At 71.4% G+C, this 16,276-nt stretch carries 14 protein-coding genes; 8 read left to right on the top strand and 6 right to left on the bottom strand.

Annotation, left to right across the window (positions count from 1 at the left end; all coding sequences use genetic code 11):
* Positions 1-71: 71 nt before the first annotated feature.
* From ACZ3KJ_RS29225 to ACZ3KJ_RS29205, 5 genes are all read right to left on the bottom strand, one after another.
* Positions 72-803: an HAD family hydrolase gene (locus ACZ3KJ_RS29225; protein ID WP_467531338.1), complete on the bottom strand. Its 732-nt coding sequence runs from the start codon at positions 801-803 to the stop codon at positions 72-74.
* 62 nt (positions 804-865) lie between these two features.
* A complete protein-coding gene (locus ACZ3KJ_RS29220; protein WP_467531336.1) occupies positions 866-1,549 on the bottom strand; it encodes a DUF4241 domain-containing protein in 684 nt (227 codons plus the stop codon).
* A gap of 395 nt (positions 1,550-1,944) precedes the next feature.
* Positions 1,945-3,432, bottom strand: a complete 1,488-nt coding sequence (gene gltX / locus ACZ3KJ_RS29215; RefSeq protein WP_467531334.1) for a glutamate--tRNA ligase — start codon at positions 3,430-3,432, stop codon at positions 1,945-1,947.
* Entirely contained in the window at positions 3,425-4,201 is a 777-nt protein-coding gene (locus ACZ3KJ_RS29210; protein ID WP_467531332.1) for a fumarylacetoacetate hydrolase family protein, read from the bottom strand. Before ACZ3KJ_RS29210 ends, gltX begins: the two co-directional genes overlap by 8 nt.
* 130 nt (positions 4,202-4,331) lie before the next feature.
* Positions 4,332-4,517: a hypothetical protein gene (locus tag ACZ3KJ_RS29205; RefSeq protein WP_467531330.1), complete on the bottom strand. Its 186-nt coding sequence runs from the start codon at positions 4,515-4,517 to the stop codon at positions 4,332-4,334.
* A 602-nt stretch (positions 4,518-5,119) separates the two neighbouring features.
* Between ACZ3KJ_RS29205 and ACZ3KJ_RS29200 the strand changes: the two genes are divergently transcribed.
* The 8 genes from ACZ3KJ_RS29200 to ACZ3KJ_RS29165 all read left to right on the top strand — a co-directional run bounded on the left by ACZ3KJ_RS29200 (position 5,120) and on the right by ACZ3KJ_RS29165 (position 15,711).
* On the top strand, positions 5,120-8,905 hold the full coding sequence (locus ACZ3KJ_RS29200) for a sensor histidine kinase (RefSeq protein ID WP_467531327.1): 3,786 nt from the start codon (positions 5,120-5,122) through the stop codon (positions 8,903-8,905).
* Between the two features lie 9 nt (positions 8,906-8,914).
* Positions 8,915-9,328: a roadblock/LC7 domain-containing protein gene (locus ACZ3KJ_RS29195; protein ID WP_365460581.1), complete on the top strand. Its 414-nt coding sequence runs from the start codon at positions 8,915-8,917 to the stop codon at positions 9,326-9,328.
* 111 nt (positions 9,329-9,439) lie between these two features.
* Complete coding sequence (locus ACZ3KJ_RS29190; protein WP_019058642.1) at positions 9,440-9,838, top strand: DUF742 domain-containing protein; 399 nt, start codon at positions 9,440-9,442, stop codon at positions 9,836-9,838.
* A complete protein-coding gene (locus tag ACZ3KJ_RS29185; protein ID WP_132855910.1) occupies positions 9,819-10,394 on the top strand; it encodes a GTP-binding protein in 576 nt (191 codons plus the stop codon). Before ACZ3KJ_RS29190 ends, ACZ3KJ_RS29185 begins: the two co-directional genes overlap by 20 nt.
* Positions 10,395-10,766: 372 nt before the next feature.
* A complete protein-coding gene (locus tag ACZ3KJ_RS29180) occupies positions 10,767-14,039 on the top strand; it encodes a nitrate- and nitrite sensing domain-containing protein (protein WP_467531325.1) in 3,273 nt (1,090 codons plus the stop codon).
* 10 nt (positions 14,040-14,049) lie between these two features.
* Positions 14,050-14,463, top strand: a complete 414-nt coding sequence (locus tag ACZ3KJ_RS29175; RefSeq protein ID WP_004983065.1) for a roadblock/LC7 domain-containing protein — start codon at positions 14,050-14,052, stop codon at positions 14,461-14,463.
* A 95-nt stretch (positions 14,464-14,558) separates the two neighbouring features.
* Positions 14,559-15,149, top strand: a complete 591-nt coding sequence (locus ACZ3KJ_RS29170) for a DUF742 domain-containing protein (RefSeq protein ID WP_467531324.1) — start codon at positions 14,559-14,561, stop codon at positions 15,147-15,149.
* Complete coding sequence (locus ACZ3KJ_RS29165; RefSeq protein WP_071369867.1) at positions 15,130-15,711, top strand: GTP-binding protein; 582 nt, start codon at positions 15,130-15,132, stop codon at positions 15,709-15,711. The genes ACZ3KJ_RS29170 and ACZ3KJ_RS29165 overlap by 20 nt, the downstream gene beginning before the upstream one ends.
* Before the next feature lie 208 nt (positions 15,712-15,919).
* Here the strand turns inward: ACZ3KJ_RS29165 and ACZ3KJ_RS29160 are convergent, their stop codons facing one another.
* Complete coding sequence (locus ACZ3KJ_RS29160) at positions 15,920-16,114, bottom strand: acyl-CoA carboxylase subunit epsilon (RefSeq protein WP_467531323.1); 195 nt, start codon at positions 16,112-16,114, stop codon at positions 15,920-15,922.
* Between the last annotated feature and the right edge of the window lie 162 nt (positions 16,115-16,276).

The following is a 16,276-nucleotide window of genomic DNA, read 5'->3' as shown; positions in this document are numbered from 1 at the left end:
GGGATCTTGTTCTAGCTTGCGCCTCGGGGTTCCGGCCTTTCGGCCCGCTCCCCGGCGGCGCAGAAAGAACATTACCCGAAGGTGGACCGGGCTCCAAAACGGGTATCGGCGCCGAGGATCGCGGGCAGTTCGGCGAGGCTGGCGATCCGGTGCCGTCCGGACGGGAGCTCCACGGTGGCCGTACCGCCGAAGCGGTCGATCCACACCGAGAGCAGTCCGGCGTCCGCGGCGCCCTGGCCGTCGATCTCCGGGTGGTCGCCCACGTAGGCCACCTCGTGCGGGGGGAGGGACAGGGCCTCGCAGGCCGCGAGGAAGGCGGCCGGCTCGGGCTTGGACACGCCCAGCTCGGCGGCGCACAGGATCGCCTCGAAGCGGTCGTGGACGCCGAGGACGCGCAGCTTGCGGTCCTGGACGTGGATGCTGGAGTTGGAGAGCACCGCGTGCCGGTGGCTGGCGGCGAGGGCGTCGAGGACGGGCAGGACGTCCGGGAAGAGGGCCCAGGCGGCCTCGTAGTGGCCGACGTAGCGCCGGAACCAGTCGTCGGCCTCGTCGTCGGTCATCTCCCGCCCCAGGAAGACCCGCACCCGGTCGCGGCGCTGTTCCTCGAAGGTGGCCTCGCCGGCCGCGTAGCGCGCCCACTGCCGGTCGGTGATCTCCCGCCACAGGTCCAGGGCCTGTTCCGGGGTGCCGTACCCGTCCAGCAGTCCCTCCGCCGTGAGATGGCCGCGCATGCCCTCCCGGTCCGCGGTCGTGTAGTCGAAAAGGGTGTCGTCCACGTCCCAGACCACGGCGCGAATGTTCATGCTCCGACGGTAACGCGGAGTACGGCGGTCTGTCCGCCGATCGCCGCCGGTCCGCCGTCGGCTCAGGCGGGGCCGCTCGTGCCCTCGTCCGGGCCGGGCGCCACGAAGAAGTCGGTGACGAAGCAGGTGACCTCGCCCTCGGCGGAGCGGCCCGTCCAGGTCGGGTACGCGCCGTCGCCCCAGCCGGAGGTGAAGGCCGCCAGGGTGTGGCCGGTGGCGGGGGACCGCACCAGGTGGGGCCCCTCGGACCAGTCGCTGTTCTCGAAGGCGTCCCACAGCGGGCCCTCGTCCTCGTCGGCCTCGGGGAAGCCCTCCTCCGCCGCGGCGTCGTAGAAGCAGCCGGTGCCGGCGTCCACGCCGTAGCCGAAGAACTCGTCGTCGCCGAGCTCGGCGGGGTCCTGGCCGGGGAGCAGGGCCAACTCCCAGGTCACGGCGGGTTCGTCGCGGACGACGAGGCGGGCCGCGGCCACCCGCCGGTGGGGACGGGCGGCCGGCGGCTCGTCCGGCCGGGCGAGCGTCGCCACGGCCGCCTCGACGCGGTAGCGGCCGGGGGCCACCGTGACCGTGAACGGCTCGACGTCCCCGCTGCCGAGGTACACGAACGGATCGCAGGCGACGACCCGGCCGGTGGGCAGGTCCAGTACGCCGCCGTCGGCCACCTGGATCACTCCGGTGGTCCCGGACTCGTAGCGGAACGTGCTGCCCGGTGTGAACAGCCAGGTGTAGTCACGGGGGGACATCGGCATGGCGGGGCCTTTCGGGACGGGCTGGGCCGGGCCGCCCACGCGCCGGAGCCCGCGCGCACGCGCCGGGACCTCCCCCGGTGCGACGGCGGCGTGGCAAGTCCCCGGAACCCTAGCCGTCGGCACTGACATCGATCTCCGCTCCCCGGACGTCGATGCCCACGGCTCCCGCCCCTGCCCCGGCCCCCTCGCGGCCTCCGCCCCGCCGCCCGTCCGCCCGGCCGCCTTCCTCGGCGTGGGCCGCCGGGACCGGCCCGAGCCCTACCGCCCCCGCGGGGGCGGTTCGGTCCGCAACGGGAGCCGGACGGCGGTCCGTCTCTCGTGCCGTAGCCGGGCGGCATACGACGAGGGCGGCAGCTTCCACGGCTGCCGCCGTCGTCGTGTGCGTCAGGCGGTGCCTACGCCGCCGCCAGCTTCGCCAGGGCCGCGTCGATGCGGGCCAGCGTCTTCTCCTTGCCCAGGATCTCCAGGGACTCGAAGAGGGGCAGGCCGACCGTGCGGCCGGTGACCGCCACCCGGACCGGGGCCTGGGCCTTGCCGAGCTTGAGGCCGTGGGCCTCACCGGCGGCCAGGACGGCCTCCTTGAGGGACTCGGCCGAGGTCCAGTCCGCGGCCTGGAGCTTCTCCCGCGCCGTGGTGAGCAGCGCGTCGCTGCCCTCCTTCATCGCCTTCGTCCAGCTCGGCTCGTCGAAGACCGGCTCGGGCAGGAAGAGGAAGTCGACGTTGTCGGTGATCTCCGACAGGACCTTCAGGCGGGTCTGCGCGTGCGGGGCGATCGCCTGCCACCGGGCCTCGTCGAAGTCCTCCGGCGCCCAGGGGGCGAAGGGGGCCTTCAGCCACGGGCGGCAGCGCTCCGTGAAGTCCTTCACCTCGAGCAGGCGGATGTGGTCGGCGTTGATGGCCTCGCACTTCTTCAGGTCGAAGCGCGCCGGGTTGGGGTTGACGTCCTTGATGTCGAACGCCGCGACCAGCTCGGCGGTGCTGAAGATGTCCTGGTCGGCGGAGAGCGACCAGCCCAGGAGGGAGAGGTAGTTGAGCAGGCCCTCGGGGAGGAAGCCCCGCTCCCGGTAGAGGTTGAGGGACGCCTGGGGGTCGCGCTTGGAGAGCTTCTTGTTGCCCTCGCCCATGACGTACGGCAGATGGCCGAAGGCGGGGATCTCCTTCGCGACGCCCAGCTCGATCAGCGCCTTGTACAGGGCGATCTGGCGGGGGGTGGAGGAGAGCAGGTCCTCGCCGCGCAGGACGTGGGTGATCTCCATCAGGGCGTCGTCGACCGGGTTGACCAGCGTGTACAGCGGGGCGCCGTTGGCGCGGACGATGCCGTAGTCCGGGACGTTCTCCGGGGTGAAGGTGAGCTCGCCGCGGACCAGGTCCGTGAAGGTGATCGTCTCGTCGGGCATGCGGAACCGGACGATCGGGGTGCGGTCCTGGGCCCGGTACTCCTCGACCTGCGCCTCGGTCAGGTCGCGGCAGTGGCCGTCGTAGCCGGAGGGCTTCCCGGCGGCGCGGGCGGCCTCGCGGCGGGTGTCCAGCTCCTCCTGGGAGCAGTAGCAGTGGTAGGCGTGGCCGGCGTCCAGCAGCTTGCGCGCGACGTCCTTGTAGAGGTCCATGCGCTGCGACTGGCGGTACGGCGCGTGCGGGCCGCCGATCTCGGGGCCCTCGTCCCAGTCGAAGCCCAGCCAGCGCATCGAGTCCAGGAGCTGCTCGTAGGACTCCTCGGAGTCGCGGGCCGCGTCGGTGTCCTCGATGCGGAAGACCAGGGTGCCCTGGTGGTGCCGGGCGAACGCCCAGTTGAACAGGGCGGTGCGGACCAGGCCCACGTGGGGGTTACCGGTGGGCGAGGGACAGAAACGGACGCGTACGGGAGAGCCGGGTGCGCTAGCCACGCTTGACAACCTTGTTGGTGAGAGTGCCGATGCCTTCGATGCTGACGGCGACCTCGTCGCCGACAGCCAGGGGGCCGACCCCTGCCGGGGTGCCCGTGAGGATCACGTCGCCGGGGAGCAGCGTCATGGCCTCGGTGATGTTGACGATCAGGTCCTCGATCGAGTGGATCATCTCGCTGGTGCGGCCGAGCTGCCGCTGCTGCCCGTTGACCGTCAGCTGGATGGTGAGGTCGCTCGGGTCGAGGTCGGTCTCCACCCACGGGCCGAGCGGGCAGGAGGAGTCGAAACCCTTGGCCCTGGCCCACTGCTTCTCGCGCTTCTGGACGTCCCGTGCGGTGATGTCGTTGGCGCAGGTGTAGCCGAGGATCACGTCCTTGACGCGCTCGCGCGGGACCTCTCGGCACATGCGGCCGATGACCACGGCGAGCTCGGCCTCGTGGTGGAGGTCCTCGGAGAAGGACGGGTACTGGATGTCGTCGCCCGGTCCGATCACGGAGGTCGACGGCTTGAAGAAGGCGAACGGGGCGTCGGGCACCTCGTTGCCGAGTTCGCGCGCGTGCTCGGCGTAGTTGCGGCCGAAGGCCACGACCTTGTTGGGGAGCACGGGCGGGAGCAGCCGGACCTTGCTCAGCGGCACCTTGGTGCCGGAGAGCTCGTGTTCCGCGAACGGGATGCCCTTGATGATGTCGAGGACGAGCTCGTCCGGTCTGTCGCCCTCGACCGCGCCGAAGGCGACGTTCCCGTCGATGGAGAACCTGGCGATGCGCACGGGTTGGTTGGCCCCTTGCTGAGCTGGCTGGAGTCTGACGCTCCAGGCTAACGCGGAAGGGCGCCCCCGGCCGGGGACGCCCTTGACATCCGTGGCCGGCCGCACCTGGTGCGGCGGCCGGAACGTGTGACTACTGCGCCGGGGAGGTGACGGGCACCTCCATGAGGATGGTGCGCCGCGGGTTGGCGGTCTGGGCGGGGAGGTCGACGGAGTGCTCCGGCTGCTCCGGAAGCTGCAGTGCGTCGGCGCCCTCGAGGTGCGCCAGCGTCGTGCGCCGCGGGTTGGCGATCTTGTGGAACATCGTCGTCGTCTTCACTGTTGTACTGAGCCCTGTCCTGTCCGGGCGCCCGGCGGGCCGTGGCCGGCCCGCCGCTTCAGGCGCGGCTTGTCGGTTTTGCCATTTCTGTAAAGCGTCAGGCTAAACACGTGATTCCCGGTGAATCCGTGAAGGTCTCATGATGCGAGTGTGAGTTTGCTCACTGATCCATGGGCAAACCGGTCATATCGACCCGTCAACCGAACGACAGGAAACGGACATTGCACCCCTGAAGCCCGCATTCCGCTCCTGATCATGGCGACTGGGACACCGCTCGAACCCACCCGGTTGGCCCACCCATGTCCGGTTTCTTCATGATCACTTTCTACGACCGGTGACCCACCCCTCACGTGCTGTCACGGATGTCACAGCCCGGCCAACACACCTTGTTGGAGATCCTGCACTGTGCTGGAATTCCACGGAACCGCCGCGGGATCGAGCCGGCGCGCAGGGGGCGCACAGCAGCGCCGAGTGGCGGCGAGAAGGGGGAGCCAGCGCCGGTCACTCACGACTCGGAGGGCGTACTCATCACGCCCTTCAAGACGCCGACACCGTCCTTCCGTTTATCCGGAGGGGCGCCTGGTCCAGAGGTTGCGACGCTAGTGCAGGGACGTTTCAAGAGGGATGGCAGTGCTTCGGCCGAGCCGGAGCCGCATGGCGGGACTGCCCCCAGCAATGGCAGCTCCTCGCCCCAGCACGCCCAGAACCCGGGTGCGGCGCCGTCCGGCGAGGGCGGTGAGCGCCCCGGGCGCCCCGCCGCGTCCGCGTCGCCGAGCGCCCTGCCGCCCACTGCCCCCGTCAAGCCGGCGCCCGACCCGGCCGGTTCCGCCGGTCACGGTTCGCGGGTGGCCCTGCGCAACTGGCGCATCTCCACGCGTCTGGTCGCGCTGCTGACGCTCCCCGTGGTCGCGGCGACCACCCTGGGCACGATGCGCATCAGCCAGTCCCTGGACGACATCCAGCAGCTCGACAACATGCAGCTGCTGACCGAGATGACCAACCAGGCGACCGACCTGGCCTCCGCGCTCCAGGAGGAGCGCGACAAGTCCGCCGGTCCGCTGGCGCACGGCGCGAAGGCCTCCACCGCCACGGTGAAGGGGGCCCGCGCCAAGACGGACACGACGCTGGCCGCGTTCAGCGACGCCTCGGAGGAGATCGACGCCTCCAGCAAGGACGGCAACCTCCAGGGCGTCCGCGACAGCCTCGTCGGTCTCCTCAGCGACCTCGGCAACCTCGCCAAGATCCGCAAGTCGGCCTACGCGGAGGAGGGCAACTCCACCCAGACGGTGGAGGCCTACCACCGCCTCATCACCAGCCTGCTCGACCTCTCGCAGGACATGGCCCAGGCCACCAGCAACCCGGAGATGATCCAGCGCACCCGCGCGCTGGCCGCCTTCTCCTCGGCCAAGGAGTACGCCTCCGTCCAGCGCGCCACCCTCGCGGCCGCGCTCCCGGTCAGCAACGACGTCTACGGCAAGCTCTCCGAGAACGACCGGCAGTACGCCGAGGCGGCGCTGGAGAACCAGGACTCCGAGCTCGCCAGTTTCCGCAGCATCTACGGCGACGACGGCGCCGAGGAGTTGCTCGCGCCCGTCGAGCAGGGCAGCCCGACCATCGAGGACGCCGACACCTACGCCACCCGTGCGCTGAGCTCCTCCACCGGTCTGGAGTCGCTGGACAAGCGGTCGTACCAGGACTGGTTCGACGCCAGTTCGACCAAGATCAAGCAGATGGCCAACATCGAGACCACGCTGCTCGAGGACATGGAGCAGAAGGCGCGTGAGCTGCGCACCGAGTCGGAGAGCGAGGCGCTCATCACGAGTGCGCTCATCCTGCTCGTGCTCGGTGTGTCGCTGGTCGGCGCGTTCGTCGTCGCCCGGTCCATGATCCGCTCCCTGCGCCGCCTCCAGGAGACCGCCACCAAGGTCGCCCAGGACCGTCTGCCCGAGCTGGTCAAGCAGCTGTCCGAGTCCGACCCGCAGGACGTCGACACGTCCGTGGAGTCGGTCGGTGTGCACTCCCGCGACGAGATCGGCCAGGTGGCCGCGGCCTTCGACGACGTGCACCGCGAGGCGGTCCGCCTCGCCGCCGAGCAGGCCCTGCTGCGGGGCAACGTCAACGCGATGTTCACCAACCTCTCGCGCCGCTCCCAGGGTCTGATCCAGCGCCAGCTGTCGCTCATCTCCGAGCTGGAGTCCCGCGAGGCCGACCCCGACCAGCTGTCCTCGCTGTTCAAGCTCGACCACCTCGCGACGCGTATGCGCCGTAACGGTGAGAACCTCCTCGTCCTCGCGGGTGAGGAGCCCGGCCGCCGCTGGACCCGCCCGGTCCCGCTGGTCGACGTGCTCCGCGCCGCCGCGTCCGAGGTGGAGCAGTACGAGCGCATCGAGCTGGCCTCCGTGCCGACCACCGAGGTGGCCGGCCGGGTCGTCAACGACCTCGTGCACCTGCTCGCCGAGCTGCTGGAGAACGCCACCTCGTTCTCCTCCCCGCAGACCAAGGTCAAGGTCACCGGTCACGCGCTGCCCGACGGCCGCGTCCTGATCGAGATCCACGACACCGGCATCGGCCTCTCCCCCGAGGACCTCGCCGCGATCAACGAGCGGCTCGCCGCGCCGCCCACCGTCGACGTCTCCGTCTCCCGCCGCATGGGCCTCTTCGTGGTCGGCCGGCTGTCGCAGCGGCACGGCATCCGCATCCAGCTGCGCCCGTCCGACTCCGGTGGTACGACCGCGCTGGTCATGCTGCCGGTGGACGTCGCCCAGGGCGGCAAGAAGCCGCAGCCCAAGCCCGGTCAGGGCGGCGCGTCCGGCGGCCCCGCGGCCGCGCAGGCCGCCGCCGGTGCCGCCGCGGCCCGTCGCCAGAACGGCCAGCAGGGCGGTGCCCTCGGTGCCGGTGCGCCCGGGGGCGGTGCCCTCGGTGCAGGTCCCGGCGGAGGCGGTGCCGGCCGGCTGGCCGCCGGTCAGGGCCCCCGGGCCGCGCTGCCCGGACGGGACGGCGCCGACCGTCCCGGCGCGCCGCGCGGACCGCAGGCTCCGGGCTCCCCGCAGCAGGGCCGCCCGGCTCCGGCCGGCGCCGGCTTCGGCGGGCAGGCCCCGGGTGCGCCGCAGGGGTTCCAGGCGACAGGTCAGGGTGCGCCCGGCCAGGGCCAGGACCTGTTCGGCGGCGGACGCCCGGCGCCGCAGCGCCAGAACGACGCCGAACAGGGCGGCGGTCGCGGCCGTCGGCCGCAGCTGCCGCCGCGCGGCGGAGCGCGTGCCGAACTGCCCGGCGCGGCCCCGCAGCAGCGTGCCGCGAGCTGGGGCGACGACAACGCCCAGCCGCACACCCCGCTGGACGCCCCGCGCGGCCACGAGGAGCCGGACGTCACCCAGACGTCCCCGATGCCGCGCATCGACGACCGCCAGGGCCCCGGCTCCACCGCGGAGATACCCCGCATCGAGGAGCACCAGGCCCCGGGCGGCCCCGGCGACTTCACGCGCCCCGGCCTCAACGGCGTGCAGAACACCGGGCAGTTCCCGGGCGTCACCGGCGGCCAGGACACGGGCCAGTTCCCCGCGCCCGGCGTCAACGGGCAGCAGGACGGCTTCGTCCGCTCCGACGTCTTCGGCACCCCGGGCGGCCAGAACACCCCGGCGGGCACGGGCGGCTTCGCCGCTCCGCAGGCGTACGACAACGGTTCCACCGGTCAGTTCGCCGCGCCCGGCTACGAGAACTCCTCCACCGGACAGCACGCGCTGCCCGGCCGGCAGGACCCCCAGACCACGGGCCAGTTCCCGCGTCCGCAGCCGGGCGACGGCTACGGCTCCCCGCAGCAGCAGCCGGTCCCGCCCCGCCCCGCCGCGCACCGCCCCGAGCAGGACAACGGGGGCTTCGCGCAGCGGCCCGACCAGGGCCGTGGAGCGGGCAGCGACGGATGGGCGCTGCCGCCGGCCCCGGGCCCGGGCGACGGCCGTACCCCGCTGTACGACAACCTGGAGACCAACTGGTTCCACGGTGGAGGACAGCAGGGCGCCGCGCACGCCAACGGCTCGGCTCCGGCACCTCAGCAACAGCAGCCGCAGACTCCGGCTGCTCCCCAGCGTTCCGCGGGCGGTGCCTGGCGCACCTCGCCGAACGACGAGCTCGTCCGACAGGCCGAGCGCGTCCGGCAGCCGGCCGCGGGCGGCGTCACCACATCCGGTCTGCCGCGCCGGGTACCGCGGGCGAACCTCGTCCCGGGCACGGCACAGCAGCAACAGCACCAAAGCGGTCCGCAGGTCTCGCGCGCGCCTGACGACGTGCGCGGACGGCTGACCAATCTCCGTCGGGGCATCGCGCAGGGTCGCCAGGCCGGCAACGGTCAGACCGGCAGTTTCCCGAGCCCCACTCACCAGCAGGAGCGTTAGTTGAGCCAGATGAGCCAGGCGGCACAGAACCTGAACTGGTTGATCACCAACTTCGTGGACAACACCCCCGGGGTGTCCCACACCGTCGTCGTGTCCGCCGACGGGCTCCTGCTCGCGATGTCCGAGGGCTTCCCGCGCGACCGTGCCGACCAGTTGGCGGCCGTCGCGTCGGGGCTCACCTCGCTGACGGCAGGCGCCTCCCGGATCTTCGAGGGCGGCCAGGTGGCCCAGACCGTCGTCGAGATGGAGCGGGGTTTCCTCTTCCTCATGTCCGTCTCGGACGGTTCGTCCCTGGCCGTGCTGGCGCACCCCGAGTGCGACATCGGCCTGGTCGGTTACGAGATGGCGCTGCTGGTCGACCGGGCGGGAGCGGTGCTCACGCCCGACCTGCGCGCCGAACTGCAAGGCAGTCTGCTCCACTGATCGTCCCCGGTACCACCCCCCTCACGAAATCACCGTCCGGCCGACACAATCCCCCCACCGGCCGACGGACGGCACGACTGACCGAGACATGCTGTCCCGCCCGGAGGATCAATGACCCCGCCCACCGCCTCTCATGATCCGTACGCGGAGCCGTACGGGGACGAGGGCGACCAGCCGCTGGTGCGTCCGTACGCGATGACCGGCGGCCGGACCCGGCCGCGCTACCAGCTCGCCATCGAGGCGCTGATCAGCACCACGGCCGACCCGGCAGCGCTCATGGGGCTGCTCCCCGAGCACCAGCGCATCTGCCACCTGTGCCGCGAGGTCAAGTCGGTGGCAGAGGTGTCGGCGCTGCTGGCCATGCCGCTGGGTGTGGCACGGATCCTGGTCGCGGACCTGGCCGAGGCCGGCCTGGTGGCCATCCACCAGCCGGGCGGCGACGAGAACAACGGCGGCGCACCGGACGTGACGCTGCTCGAAAGGGTGCTCAGTGGACTTCGCAAGCTCTGACGGCGGCCGGGCGACCACCTCCGCGAAAATCGTGGTGGCGGGTGGCTTCGGCGTGGGCAAGACCACGTTCGTGGGTGCCGTCTCGGAGATCAACCCGCTGCGCACGGAGGCCGTGATGACGTCCGCTTCGGCGGGCATCGACGACCTCACCCACACCGGGGACAAGACGACCACCACGGTCGCCATGGACTTCGGCCGCATCACGCTGGACCAGGACCTGATCCTGTACCTCTTCGGTACGCCCGGCCAGGACCGCTTCTGGTTCATGTGGGACGACCTGGTGCGCGGCGCCATCGGCGCGGTGGTCCTGGTGGACACCCGCCGGCTGGCCGACTGCTTCCCGGCGGTCGACTACTTCGAGAACAGCGGCCTGCCGTTCGTCGTCGCCCTCAACGGCTTCGACGGGCAGCAGCCGTACCAGCCCGAAGAGGTGCGCGAGGCGCTCCAGATCGGGCCCGACACCCCGATCATCACCACCGACGCCCGCCACCGCGCGGACGCCAAGAGCGCGCTGATCACGCTGGTCGAGCACGCGCTGATGGCCCGGCTGCGCTAGCGAAAAAAGCGGTGCCCCGCGGCAGTTGCCGTGGGTCTGAGAGCCGGCTGTGGCTTTGGACACGGCCGGCTCCGGTGTTCATAACGTTTCGGCAGAGGAATCGCCACGGGGCCGCCACGCGTCGCGGTCGCTCGGTCTCGCTGTGCGCACGAAGGCCCCGTCTTTTGACGGGGCTCGCTCTTTATGACCGTTTTATCTGGGGCTTACATCACACCGAATCCCTGCTCCCCACTGTTTTGAAGAGCGCAGGTCGTCATGCTGGAATGCCTGAACTGCCCAATAGTCAATGACGTACTCATGGTCGATGGCTGACCGGGCTCTGAGACACTGCGGCACGACGTAGGTGCCGACCGCCGAGAGGTTGTTGGTCGAGTGAGGCGAAGCAAGAAAAGTCCCGAGCCGGCGGCGCGGGGCAACTTCACCCCGCCGCCGCGCGGAGCGGCGACCACCCCTGTGCCGGGCCCGGAGTCGCCGGCCGCGCCCGCCGAGAGCGCCGGCCGCCTGTCTCCGCGCAACTGGCGGGTGCGCACCCGGCTCAACGCGATCCTGCTGATACCCGTGCTGGTCGGCCTGGTCATGGGCGGCTTCCAGGTGAAGAGCTCGATCGACACCTGGCAGGAGGCGGAGGACGCGGAGAACACCGCGCGCCTGGTCCAGGCCTCCCTCACCTACGCGGACGCCCTCTACAAGGAGCGGGACACCACCGCCGTTCCCCTCCTCACCGGTGAGAAGGACGACTCGGCCGTCACCGACGCCCGCAAGGCGACCGACGCCGCAGCCGACGCCTTCGACGCGGCCGCCCAGAACATGCCGCAGAAGTCCGGCCTCCAGCGCCGCCTCCAGCTGTTCCGCACCGCCGAGACCAAGCTGACGGCGCTGCGCGCGGCCGCCTACACCTCGCAGCTCACCGGTGTGCAGACCGAGGAGGGGTACACCGCGGTCGCGCACCCCCTGATGGAGTTCTCCAACGAACTCGGCCTGGGCACCGGAAACATCACCTCCTACGGCCGTACCGTCTACGCGATCTCGCTGACCAAGGCCGCCCTCTCCCTCGAGCGCTCGATCGGCATGCACCTGCTGGTCAGCCCCGGCCCCAAGAACGCCGACCTGGCCAAGCAGCGCGTCGCCCTCTCCTCCTACGCCTACCTCGAGGGCATCGCCGTCGAGGAGTACACCGGCGGTGGCACCGAGGCCGACGCGCAGAAGCTGGAGGACGCCGAGGCGAAGATCAAGACGGACGCGGCGGCGCAGGCGGCCGCGGCCAAGCAGAAGGACCCGGACTACGTCCCGCCGCCCTCCGACCCCACCGAGATGGTCTCCGCGCTGGCGTCGCTGCAGAGCACCGACGAGTCCGAGCGGGCCGCGCTCGCCGAGGAGGGCATCACCGCGGAGAACTGGTGGGCGGTCACCACGCTGAAGTACGACGCGTACCTCGAGATCGAGTCGGACATGGCCGACAAGGCGGTGACCGAGGCCTCGGACATCGCCGCCGACGCCCGGACCGACGCGCTCGTCACCGGTGCCGCGGTCGTGATCGCCCTGCTCCTCGCCTTCATCCTGGCCGCCAGCGTGGCCCGCCAGATGAGCCGCTCGATGCGCCAGCTGCGCAACGCCGCCTTCGGCATCGCCGAGCAGCGGCTGCCGATGCTGGTCGACCAGCTCTCGCGCACCGACCCCGGCCGCGTCGACACCCGGGTCACCCCGATCCCGATCACCACCACCGACGAGATCGGCGAGGTCGCCCGCGCCTTCGACCAGGTCCACCGCGAGGCCGTCCGGCTCGCCGCCGAGCAGGCCCTGCTGCGGGGCAACATCAACGCGATCTTCACCAACCTCTCGCGCCGCAACCAGTCGCTGATCGAGGGCCAGTTGACCCTCATCACCGACCTGGAGAACAACGAGGCCGACCCGGACCAGCTGGAGAACCTCTTCCGCCTGGACCACCTCGCGACCCGTATGCGCCGCAACGGCGAGAACCTCCTCGTCCTCGCCGGCGAGGAGCCCGGCCGCCGCTGGGACCAGCCGGTGCCGCTGGTGGACGTGTTGCGCGCCGCCTCCTCCGAGGTGGAGCAGTACGAGCGCATCGAGCTCTCGGGTGTGCCGGAGGCCGAGATCCACGGCCGTGCCGTGACCGACCTCGTGCACCTGCTGGCCGAGCTGCTGGAGAACGCCACCACGTTCTCCTCGCCGCAGACCAAGGTCCGGGTCACCGCGACCCGTCTGCCCGACGGCCGCATCATGATCGAGATCCACGACAAGGGCATCGGTCTGACGGCCGAGGACTTCGCGGACATCAACCACAAGCTGGCCAACCCGCCGACCGTGGACGCCGCGATCTCGCAGCGCATGGGTCTGTTCGTGGTCGGCCGGCTGTCCGACCGGCACGGCATCCGGGTCCAGCTGCGCCCCTCGGGCGAGCAGGCCGGCACCACCTCGCTGGTCATGCTGCCGGACGCGATCACGCACGGCGGTGGCGGCGAACAGCCCGCCGGCCGCGACGAGTTCACCGTCTCGCAGATCATCCCCGAGCAGCAGTTCCAGGGTGAGAACTTCAACCAGCCGCAGCAGCTGACGGCGGCCGAACTCGGCTTCGACGACAGCCGCTACGTCGAGGTCCCCGACGACATCCGCGACCTGGACCCGGTGGGCCGGACCCGGATGCGCGAGGAGCGCCGGGCGGCCCTGGAGTCCCAGGAGCACGGCCGGCAGCAGGACTCCCCCGAGCCGTCCGCGTACGGCGAGGGTTTCGAGAGCCCCCAGCAGCAACAGCAGCAGCAGGCGTACGACGGTTCCCAGAGCGGCTTCGCCGGTGCGCAGAACGCCTACGGCGACGGTACGGCCGGCGCGACCGGGTACACCGAGCAGCCGACGGGGTCGTACGACCGGCAGACGGCGTACGAGGAGCAGCAGCGTCCGGCGTACGAGGACCCGTACCTCGCGTCCAACGGCACCGCCGCACCGAACGGTGCCTTCCCGTCGAACGGCGGCTACCCGGACCCCGCGTATGCGGAACCGTCCCAGGAGGACCGCGCGCCGGCCCAGGCGTCCGCGCCGGAGGGCTTCCCGCCCTACGGGGAGCAGTCCTACCAGGACGACTGGCCGCAGCAGACCGGTTACCGCAACGGCTACCCGGACCAGTACGCTCCGCAAGCGGAATCGGCGCAGGCCGCTGACGCGCGGGAGCAGGACCGCGTAGGCTTCGACCGTCCGGGACCGGCCCCCTCCGCCGCCCACGCGCTGACCGACGCCGGACTGCCCCGCCGCGGCTCCACCGCGGCGAGCGGTTCGAACGGCGCCGCGCAGCCCGTGAACCGCGAGGCGCCGGCCCCCGCTGCGGACAACGGCGGCGACGGCGACTGGCGTTCGGCGAACGACGAGCGCTGGCAGCAGGCCGCGCAGCTCCGCAAGCCGAAGGCGGGCGGGGTCACCTCCTCCGGCCTTCCGCGGCGGGTGCCCAAGGCCAATCTGGTCGAGGGCGCCGCCGAGAGCACCCCCCAGGGAGGCCCGCAGGTCTCCCGCGCCCCGGAGGACGTCCGAGGCAGGCTGAGCAACCTGCGTCGAGGCGTCCAGCGCGGACGCAACGCAGGCAGTGAAACGAACGGCCAGGGCTTCGGTCCTGACAGCACCTACGACCAGGAGCGTTAGTGTGAGCCCGATGAGCCAGGCGGCACAGAACCTGAACTGGTTGATCACCAACTTCGTGGACAACACCCCGGGGGTGTCCCACACGGTGGTGGTCTCCGCCGACGGACTCCTTCTGGCGATGTCCGAAGGCTTCCCCCGCGACCGCGCCGACCAGCTCGCGGCCGTCGCCTCCGGTCTGACGTCACTGACGGCAGGCGCCTCCCGGATCTTCGAGGGGGGCAGCGTGAACCAGACAGTTGTGGAGATGGAGCGAGGATTCCTCTTCATCATGTCCATCTCCGACGGTTCTTCTCTCGCAGTCCTCGCACACCCCGAGGCGGACATCGGCCTCATTGGGTACGAGATGGCCCTTCTGGTGGACCGGGCCGGCACGGTCCTGACGCCCGACCTTCGTGCGGAGCTCCAAGGGAGCCTTCTCAACTAACAGACGGACGGTGCGTTTTGGCGTCCCGAGGCCGTAGGGTTTCGGGACGCGGCGTCCACGTGATGGGTGCCAGGCACAGTCGGAGGAGGAGAAAAGTGGTAACACCCCCAAACGGTGAGCATGCGGGCAACTGGTCGTACGGCCCTGTCCAGGGCCAGGGCGACGGTTCCCAGAACGCGAACCGTTACAACTTCCCCTCCGCCCCCAGCCAGCAGCGACAGCCGTACGCGCCCCAGAACCCGCAGGGTCCCGGACCGTCGCCGTACGACCAGCCGCACGCACCGCGCGTCCAGCCCGTGCAGCCGCAGCGCCGCACCCCTGAGCCGACGCCCGCCGGGGCGGCCGGCAACCCCTTGGTGCGTCCGTACGCCATGACCGGCGGCCGGACCCGCCCGCGGTACCAGCTCGCCATCGAGGCGCTGGTGCACACCACCGCGCAGCCGCACCAGATGCAGGGCCAGCTGCCCGAGCATCAGCGGATCTGCAACCTCTGCCGAGAGATCAAGTCGGTCGCCGAGATCTCGGCGCTCCTGACCATCCCCCTCGGCGTGGCCAGGATCCTCGTCGCCGACTTGGCGGAGGCGGGACTGGTCGCCATCCATCAGCCCGGCGGCGACGAGAGCGCCGGCGGCCAGCCAGACGTGACACTGCTCGAAAGGGTGCTCAGTGGACTTCGCAAGCTCTAGCGGCGGTCCTTCCCGCTCCACCACCTCCGCGAAGATCGTGGTGGCGGGCGGCTTCGGCGTGGGCAAGACCACGTTCGTCGGCGCTGTCTCGGAGATCAACCCGCTGCGCACAGAGGCCGTGATGACTTCCGCTTCGGCGGGCATCGACGACCTCACCCACACCGGGGACAAGACGACCACCACGGTCGCCATGGACTTCGGCCGTATCACCCTGGACCAGGACCTGATCCTGTACCTCTTCGGTACGCCCGGCCAGGACCGCTTCTGGTTCATGTGGGACGACCTGGTGCGCGGCGCCATCGGCGCGATCGTCCTGGTGGACACCCGCCGGCTCGCCGACTGCTTCCCGGCGGTCGACTACTTCGAGAACTCGGGTCTTCCCTTCGTGATCGCCCTCAACGGCTTCGACGGCAACCAGCCGTACCAGCCGGACGAGGTCCGCGAGGCCCTCCAGATCGGGCCCGACACCCCGATCATCACCACCGACGCCCGCCACCGCGCGGACGCCAAGAGCGCGCTGATCACGCTGGTCGAGCACGCGCTGATGGCGCGGCTGCGGTAGCGGCGGCGCGCGGCACGGCAACGACGGGGCGCCCTCTCCTTCGGGAGAGGGCGCCCCGTCGTTGTGTGCGGGGTCCTGGACCCGCCCCCGGCGGCGGGCGCGGGCGGGGCGGGGCGGGGCGGACGGTGTGACCCGTTGCCCGTGGACGGGCGAAGGCCCCGGCCGCCCGGGGGGGCGACGGGGCCTTCGTGGGTCCGGCGTGGGGTGGTCAGCGCCAGCTGTGCGGGGCGCGGAAGCCGCTCTCGCGTTCCAGGCGGCGCCAGCCGGCCCTCGGGCGGCCGCGGTGGGCCGGGGCGGGCTCGGGGGTGCGGGCGGCGGCGCGGGCCAGGAGGATCGCCGTGATGGCGGCGACTTCCTCGGGCTCGGCGTGGCCCTTCTCGACGCGGATGTCAGGGGCGTTCATGGCTGTCAGTCTCCGTGAGAGAGGTTTCCGCGAGGGTGTCGCGGAAAGTCCGCTGGGTTACTGCGGGGGGTTGCCGTGCTTGCGGGAGGGCAGGTCGGCGTGTTTCGACTGGAGCATCGCCAGGGACCTGATGAGGATCTCGCGGGTCTCGGCGGGGTCGAT

It is taken from the genome of Streptomyces sp. NPDC003248 (assembly GCF_055563235.1).
The sequence above is the reverse complement of the archived record's forward strand: the minus strand, read 5'-3'. Positions and strand labels throughout refer to the sequence as shown.

Excerpts from the sequence above, each read along its gene's own strand:
- ACZ3KJ_RS29220 (WP_467531336.1), bottom strand. The coding sequence starts at position 1,549 with ATGCCGATGTCCCCCCGTGACTACACCTGGCTGTTCACACCGGGCAGC.
- ACZ3KJ_RS29190 (WP_019058642.1), top strand. The coding sequence starts at position 9,440 with ATGACCCCGCCCACCGCCTCTCATGATCCGTACGCGGAGCCGTACGGG.
- ACZ3KJ_RS29175 (WP_004983065.1), top strand. The coding sequence starts at position 14,050 with ATGAGCCAGGCGGCACAGAACCTGAACTGGTTGATCACCAACTTCGTG.
- ACZ3KJ_RS29195 (WP_365460581.1), top strand. The coding sequence starts at position 8,915 with ATGAGCCAGGCGGCACAGAACCTGAACTGGTTGATCACCAACTTCGTG.
- ACZ3KJ_RS29160 (WP_467531323.1), bottom strand. The coding sequence starts at position 16,114 with ATGAACGCCCCTGACATCCGCGTCGAGAAGGGCCACGCCGAGCCCGAG.
- ACZ3KJ_RS29225 (WP_467531338.1), bottom strand. The coding sequence starts at position 803 with ATGAACATTCGCGCCGTGGTCTGGGACGTGGACGACACCCTTTTCGAC.